Below are 8,132 nucleotides of genomic sequence, written 5' to 3'. Positions count from 1 at the left end.
TGTTCATCAGGCGCTTGCTGGTTGCTTGTTTATCTTGGTCGAAAACATCCTACCCAGGAAGCGCTCTTCTCTTACTCCCTCAACGGCTCAACGACGAACCCACACCCACGAAAACAACACAAGCGCCAAAAAATATGGGACAAAACAATGCCATCAAAAAAGCCGCCGCCCTAAGCATCGGCGCGGTCATGCTCGCCACCGGACTCGGCCTGCAGCCGGCGGCTATGACTGCGGCGTATGCGGACGCGACGAGCACGACCGCGACGACGGCAGCCGCATACGATATTGTGACGATCGGCAGTGCGAAGGTCGTCAAATTCCGCAACACGGATGATTCGCAGGACATCAAGGCGACCATCGACGGGACGGCGCAGGATGGCGTGATCCCGAATTACTGGCAGCTCGTCACGCGCATCGGCCTCAAAATTCATGTGAACAAGGCGTTGAAGGCCGGTGATGTCGCGTACGTGCAGTTCAACACGACGGAGACGAGCCGGTTCCGCTCGTTCACTCTCGTCCAGTCGCAGCAGACCGTCAACGCGGCAGACGGAACCCCGCTGTTCAACATGGCGTTCAACAAGTCGAGGCAGCGGCTGGAGTTCACCGCGACCGACGCGGGAGCGAAGCTCGCCACGGCCGATTTCACCGTGGATCTGAAGTTCAACTGCTGGCCTCCGACCAGCGGCGGAGGCTCCGACTCGGAGAAGGACACGCACACCGAGTGGACGATCGGCTCATCCAAGATCACGTTCGACAACACGCCGTTGACGAAACGGATCGGCTATGACGCGCGCTACGTGAACAACAACGGGGCGAACGAGAAAAGGGCCGGGGTCAGCGCCGCATTCGAAACCGGCGGATTGATCAACACGGCCGTCAACGACACGGCCGGCACACGCTCGTGGCAGGCGCAGGCCGACAAGAAACGCGTGTTTCTCATGAAGATCACCCCGAAAAGCGCGCCGATCGCCAAATTGTACGTGAGCGCGATCGCATCCAGCATGCGCATCGCCTATGATGCGACGCACACGAGCAACGGGGATGCGACCGGCCAGATCAGCGAAGCCGCCAAGGAGATCACGGTCGGTTCTGCGGACGCGATCAATACGGTCGACAAGGCCGCGACTCTGCTGAAGAAGAACGAGTACGCCGTCTACCATGACGCGGACGGCGTATGGTGGTTCGCGTGCAACGTGGGCAGCAGCTCCGAGGACACGACCACATTGGCGAATCTCAAGGATGAGGCGACCACGACGCTCTACCAGAAGTCCAAGTCCCTCGGCTTGGGCGCGCAGATCCGCACCATGTACGCGTACATGGAGTTCTCCAACAGTCAGACCCCGCAAAGCGCGACGGTGGAATGGTCGAACAGCTACGGCCAGTCGGGCACGCTCAACATGAAGAACACGATCCTGTCGAATGAGACCGCCGACGGCGTGAAACTCGGCTGGATCGGTTTCGAACCGAACGGCGGAGTCGGCACGATGGACACCAGAAGCGGCGGCGTGAACTCCAAGCTCACCCTGCCCGACAGCGCGTTCACCCGTACGGGTTACTCGTTCACCGGGTGGAACACGCAGAAGGACGGCAAGGGAACCTCGTACGCAGTCGGCTCGCAGTTGCAGTACACGGAGACCGGCGTCACCCTGTACGCGCAATGGAAGGGCCTGCCCGCCACCGTCACCCCGAACGCGAACGGCGGTTCGGGCACCGCAGCGAAACTGACCGGCGTGACCGGCCAGACCGTGAAGACGCCCGCCGCCTCGGCGTTCACTCGCACCGGTTACACGTTGTCCTCGTGGAACACGAAAGCGGACGGATCGGGCAAGTCGTACGCACCGAACACGGACATGCCCCTGCCGGCCGGCGACACCAGCCTGTACGCGCAGTGGACCGCGAACACGGCCACGGTCACGTACAACGCGAACCAGGGTTCGGGCAGCATGACCGCCACCAACGGCAAGACCGACCAGACCGTGACCCTCGCCACGAACGCGTTCACTCGCAACGGTTACTCGTTCACCGGGTGGAACACCAAGCCGGACGGAAACGGCACCGCGTACGCGGCCGGCGCGAGCGTGAAGCTGCCCGCCGGCGGGATCACCCTGTACGCGCAGTGGAAGGCCGGTCAGGCGACGATCACGTACAACGCCAACCAAGGCACCGGCACGACCCCGGCCACCACGGGCACCGTCGCCTCAAAGGCCACCCTCGCCGCCAACAAATTCACGCGAAGCGGCTACTCGTTCAAGGAGTGGAACACCCAGGCCGACGGTGCCGGCACCTCCTATCAGGCGGGCGCTCAGGTCGCCATGCCGGTGGGCGGCATGAGCCTGTACGCGATCTGGACCGCGAACGCGTCCAACATCACCTATCAGGCGAACGGCGGCACTGGCACCACCACGGCCACGAGCGGTAAGACCGATCAGACCGTGAAGGTCGCAGCCAACGCGTTCACCCGCAACGGCTACACGTTCAAGAACTGGAACACCAAGGTGGACGGAACCGGCACTGCTTACGCCGCCGGTGCGGATGTGAAGCTGCCAGCAGACGGAATCACTTTGTATGCGCAGTGGACCGCGAACGCGGCGTCGATCACATACGATGCGAACGGCGGTATCGGATCGACTGCGAAGACGACCGGCATCACCGATCAGGCAGTGAAGGCAGCCGCCAACGCGTTCACCCGCAACGGGTATTCGTTCACCGGGTGGAATACGAAAACTGACGGTTCGGGTACTGCGTACGCTGCCGGAGCGACTGTGAAACTTCCTGCGGGAGGTGTCACCCTGTACGCGCAGTGGAAGGCCGGACAGGCCACGATCTCATACAATGCGAACAACGGTACGGGTACGACTCCGGCCACGACCGGATCGGTTGACGAGAAATCCACATTGGCTATAAACAAGTTCACCCGCAACGGCTACACGTTCAAGAACTGGAACACCAAAGCAGACGGTACAGGTACTTCGTATGCTGCTGGCGCTCAAATCACCATGCCCGTAGGCGGTTTGACCTTGTACGCGCAGTGGACTGCGAATGCGTCCAGCATCACGTATGATGCGAACCAAGGCGCCGGTACGACGGCGAAGACCACGGGCGTGACCGGGCAAACGGTGAAAACCGCTACGAGCGCTTTCACTCGCACCGGATACTTGTTTGCTGGATGGAACACGAAGGCGGATGGTACGGGCACCTCTTATGCTGCGAACGCAGACCTCACTCTGCCGGCCAACGGGTTGACTTTGTACGCGCAGTGGAAGGCCGGCAAGTCCACGCTCTCGTTCAACGGGAACGGTGGTACCGGCAAAATGACGGATGTGCAGGGTACGACCGGCGTGAACTCTTCTATTCCGACGAACGGGTTCACTCGTACCGGATATTCGTTCACGGGTTGGAATACGAAAGCTGACGGAACCGGAGCAGCTTATGAGGCTGGCGCATCCGTGAAAATGCCGGCCGCTGGATTAACCTTGTATGCTCAATGGAAAGCGAACGCTGCCGCCATCACCTATCAGGCGAACGGCGGCGCGGGCACCACCCCGACCACCAGTGGAACGACTGATGTCAACGTGAAGACCGCCGCAAACAAGTTCACTCGAGCAGGCTACACGTTCACCGGCTGGAACACCAAAGCCGACGGATCAGGAACCGCGTATGCCGCGAACGCGGACGTGAAACTCCCAGCCGGAGGTATCACCCTGTACGCCCAGTGGACGGCAAACAATGTCAACATCACCTACCAGCCGAACAGTGGCGCCGGCACTATGGAGAAAACGTCTGGCGTGACCGATCAGACCGTGAAAGTCGCCGCGAACACGTTCACGCGCACCGGATACTCGTTCACCGGCTGGAACACGAAAGCCGACGGAACCGGCACAACGTATACGATCGGCAGCGAAGTGAAACTCCCTTCCACCGGCATCAACCTGTACGCGCAATGGAAAGCCAACCCGGCTATGATCTCCTATAACGGGAACATGGGTTCGGGGTCGATGCCTCAAACCAGTGGAGTCACCGACGGTTTTGTCAAAGCCGCTGCGAACAAGTTCTCTCGTTCGGGATACGAGTTCTCGGGCTGGAACACGAAAGCCGACGGAACCGGTACGATGATCCAACCTGATACTGAAGTGAAACTCCCCGCCAACGGGATCACCCTCTACGCGCAATGGAAAGCCAAGCCGGCGACCGTCAGCTTCGACGCGAACACTGGTGCCGGTACGATTACGCCGATCGCATCCGCTACTGATCAGACCATCACCATACCTGCATCCGACGGTATGACCCGCTCCGGCTACACGTTCACGGGATGGAACGACAAGAAGGACGGAACCGGCATCATGTACACCGCGAACTCCACGTTGAAGGTTCCAGCAGACGGACTCACCCTGTACGCGCAGTGGACTGCCAACACCGCTTCGCTCACATGGAACGCGAACGGCGGCACCGGAACAATGGAGAACATCACCGGCAAGGCCGGTGAAACCATCACCGCACCCGACAACACGTTCACACGCGACGGTTGGACCTTCCAAGGTTGGAGCATCAGCAAGGAAGGCAATCCTCTGATCAAACCCGGTGAGAAGATCACGTTGACCGGCCTGCCAGTCACCATGTACGCGATCTGGCAAGCCCGGTCAATGACCGTGCACTATGAGTCGAACGGGAAGAATGTGAACAGTGCGATCGAAGATCAAACGTTCTCCGACAACCAGCCCGGCAAGATCACCGCTGACGTGCTCTCCCGTGAGGGCTATACGTTCACCGGGTGGAACACCCAAGCCGATGGCAAGGGCGTCAACTATACGGCGGATAGTGTGATCGAATCCCAGCCGGGCAAGACCATCACCCTGTACGCGCAATGGGCTGCGAACAAGGCGAGCATCGTGTTCGACAAGAACGCGCAGAATGCGACCGGTTCGATGACCGCCTTGGATGGGGTGACCGACGAACAGACAACCATTCCCGCCAACGGGTATTCACGTGACGGCTACGAGTTCGACTCGTGGAACACGAAGGCTGACGGTACGGGCGACTCGTACAAGCCGGGCGACCAACTCACCTTGAACGGTAACGTCACTCTGTTCGCACAGTGGAAGCAGAAGCCAACCAACCCGTTGGAGAACGCTGCCGACACTCTGTCGAACACCGGTTCCAGCATCATGGGCGTGCTCAGCACGCTCCTACTCACCGCTGGCGCTGGCCTCGCATTGATGTTCCGCCGTACGAAGAAGGAGCGTAAACACTAAGTAGAAATGTGACCTGTTCTTCTTGCAGGTCGGTTTTGGGCAGTGAGGACCGCATCCTCTGTTCTTCCGGGGATGCGGTCCTCTGTTTTGCGGTATGACGCGACGATGCGAGAATGTAACAAAGCGTGATAGTTTTAGTGGAATAAGGAAAGACGTTGAAATTTGATAAGAGGCCAGTTGATAAAGATCATCGAGAGTGTGGACGGCAGGAAGCCTTAGATCAGATTCACGAGATCATGGATTCCATTGACGTTTCAGACGAAGTGTTGGCTGAGTATATTAAGCAATTTGACTAACTATCGTTGTTTTGCTTCACCATCCAAAAAGGTTTATACTTGTATAAACATTCAGATGGCAGGAGGACAACAATGACCACGCTGACGCTCAGCAAGTGGGGCAACGCCCAAGGAGTGCGACTGCCCAAAGAACTGAGAGAACAAGTCGGCATGGCCGACGGGTCCCAAATCGAAGCGACCATCAAAGACGGGACCATCGTCCTTCGTCCGATTCACCCGAATATCCGAGTCATCCACGTTCCCCGACTGGCCGATCTCTTTCGCAATAGAACAGAACCATACAAAGCCGCTGAAGAACTTTCAGGCCCGCCGGTAGGGAAGGAAGTATTGTGACTAAATATCGATATGGTGATGTGGTTCTCGCCGATCTCGATCCAGCCAAAGGACACGAGCAGAAAAAACGCCGCCCAGTCGTTGTCGTCAGCAATGACGACTTCAATCACAATTGCAGCCTTGCCGTCGTCGTCGCCATCTCGCATGGTCGAGGTGATTTCGAATTGCATTTGCCGTTTGATGCTGTTCGTAGGGACGATGGGACGGGTTGGATAGATGGTTTTGCTCAAGTAGAGCAAATCCGAGCGCTTGATTTGGATGAGCGGAATCCGGTTAAGATCGGGCGTCTCAAAGATTCTGACATGGATCAGATCACGGGTATGCTCATCGGGTGCTATATTCAGCCGGGAACGATGGTCATTCCGAATTACGGTTAAATTCCTGAGACCTTGCGAAAAGTAAGCCTCGCCTTGCTGGCGGGGCTTTTTCTATGTGTGAAGCGATTCTTTTTCAGGAAAAGGGATCTCATATTTTGGGCTTGGCGGTCGTTTTTCGCGTTTTTGTCCATGTATGTTAATCTGAGTTCGTCCACATAACATATTGCCTAGACGTTTTATCCACTGAGGAAAGGAGAATACTAAGTCAGACACAATAAGGAGCAGAACAAAATGAGCGACAACGAAAACACGAATGTCCCCACCCATGAGGATCCGGACATGGAACCGACCGTTGCTATGACGGCAATCCCGGACGGAATGCCGGAATCGATTCAGGCGGAAGCTGATCCAGCGGAGTTCGAAACCACGGACGACAAGCCGGTGAAGAAGCCGCGTCCGAAGTGGCTGATCCCCGCTATCGCAGCCGGCTGCGCGATCATTCTGATCGTCGGGGGAGTGGTCGTGTGGCGTACGATGGATGCGAAGCATCGTCTGGCGTCAGCGAAGGCCGCGTGTGAGAACGGTTTGACAACGGTGAATTCGGCGAAGACCGCGTGGGAGAAGAAGCTTCAGGATCAGACCGTCATTGACGCGTTGAAGATCACGGAAGATAAGGTCGCCGACGCGAAGACCGTCACCAAACTCAAGACTTTGACCGGCACCAAGTACGGGAACATCCTCGACTGCACTGCGACGGATGTCGCCGGCTATGGGAAGATCACCAGTTCGAACCAGCAGCTCCAATCCAAGTATGAGGATAATGCGAGCGCCCTCGCGAAAACCGTGAGCGCGGTGAACGATTCCATGGCGTTGAAGACTTTGAACGATGCGAAAGATTCGTTGAAGAAGACGGTCGATTCGGCGAAGAAGCTTCTCACGGATTCGAAGGACAAGGTGGCCGACGAGAAGACGCGTGACACCCTGTCGAAGGCAATCGACACCGCAGCGAAAAGCGCGAACACGGTCGACGAAGTGACCAAACTCAACAAAACGCTTTCGGATGCGATCAACCAAGTGAACGCGAGCATCCAAGCCAAGAAGGATGCGGACGCGAAGGCCCAGGCGGAAGCGGAATCCGCCGCACAAGCACAGGCCGAAGCAGACGCAGCAGCCGCAGCAGCACAGGCTCAAACACAGCAGTCATACTCCGGATACGACTACACGTACCAGAACACGACACCACAAACGACCACGCCGCAAACCACCGTGCCTCAGCAGCAGACCCAGCCCGTCACCCCACAAGCCATTACACCACAGCAGAACACGGCACCGCAACAATCCGCCAATTCAAATAATGAAAATAATTCTAATGGTTCATCTGGTTTCGATTGGACTAAGTATAAGGATTCTTTGGGGTGCCCTGCTCAAAAGCTTGAGGGGAACTCTTTCACTGCAGACACTCATTGTAACTGATCCGAACGCGCGATCTTCTGTCGTCCAATCGCACTAGGGGGTGAAACTGTTCAAGTCGAGTTGGACTGTGTGTTTCCCGTCCGTCGGACGGGAAACACACTGCCTTTACAATTGATGCTTCAATGATGGTGAATTATGCCGAAACCTTTTTTGACTAGCATCTAAATGCTAGTTTCTCGGTCTGCTCAATTTGCCTTAAGGTCGGAAGGCCCGGTCGTCCGTGAACATCGGATGACCGGGCCTTCGTCCAATATGACCGTCCCGCATTTGAGGGGATTCACTCCAAAAAAACGATGGAGGCTACCTTGGGGGGGGGTACTGTCAGCCAAGGAGTAGCGGCGGATTCTAGTGGTGGTTGCAACACCCGTGTTGCTGGTTAATTTGGTTGTGTGATCGTATCATGCCTCGTTGATCAGGTCGAGGATGGCTTCGGATGGTTTCCTGAATCCGAGGGTCTTCCTCGG

4 protein-coding genes are annotated in these 8,132 nt (G+C 57.3%); all 4 read left to right on the top strand.

What is annotated here, in order from left to right; genetic code table 11:
• Positions 1–134: 134 nt before the first annotated feature.
• The 4 genes from JS541_RS14350 to JS541_RS14335 all read left to right on the top strand — a co-directional run bounded on the left by JS541_RS14350 (position 135) and on the right by JS541_RS14335 (position 7,668).
• Positions 135–5,249: an InlB B-repeat-containing protein gene (locus tag JS541_RS14350; RefSeq protein ID WP_214375170.1), complete on the top strand. Its 5,115-nt coding sequence runs from the start codon at positions 135–137 to the stop codon at positions 5,247–5,249.
• Positions 5,250–5,617: 368 nt separating this feature from the next.
• Complete coding sequence (locus JS541_RS14345) at positions 5,618–5,878, top strand: AbrB/MazE/SpoVT family DNA-binding domain-containing protein (RefSeq protein WP_214375169.1); 261 nt, start codon at positions 5,618–5,620, stop codon at positions 5,876–5,878.
• The gene (locus JS541_RS14340) at positions 5,875–6,255 is read left to right on the top strand and encodes a type II toxin-antitoxin system PemK/MazF family toxin (RefSeq protein WP_214375168.1); all 381 of its coding nucleotides are present in this window, start codon (positions 5,875–5,877) and stop codon (positions 6,253–6,255) included. The genes JS541_RS14345 and JS541_RS14340 overlap by 4 nt, the downstream gene beginning before the upstream one ends.
• A gap of 231 nt (positions 6,256–6,486) precedes the next feature.
• Positions 6,487–7,668 (top strand): hypothetical protein, encoded by a 1,182-nt coding sequence (locus JS541_RS14335; protein ID WP_214375167.1) that lies wholly within the window; start codon positions 6,487–6,489, stop codon positions 7,666–7,668.
• Positions 7,669–8,132: the final 464 nt, after the last annotated feature.

It is taken from the genome of Bifidobacterium sp. SO1 (genome assembly GCF_018555335.1).
GTDB lineage: Bacteria > Actinomycetota > Actinomycetes > Actinomycetales > Bifidobacteriaceae > Bifidobacterium > Bifidobacterium simiiventris.
This window is presented reverse-complemented; position numbering and strand designations above follow the sequence as displayed.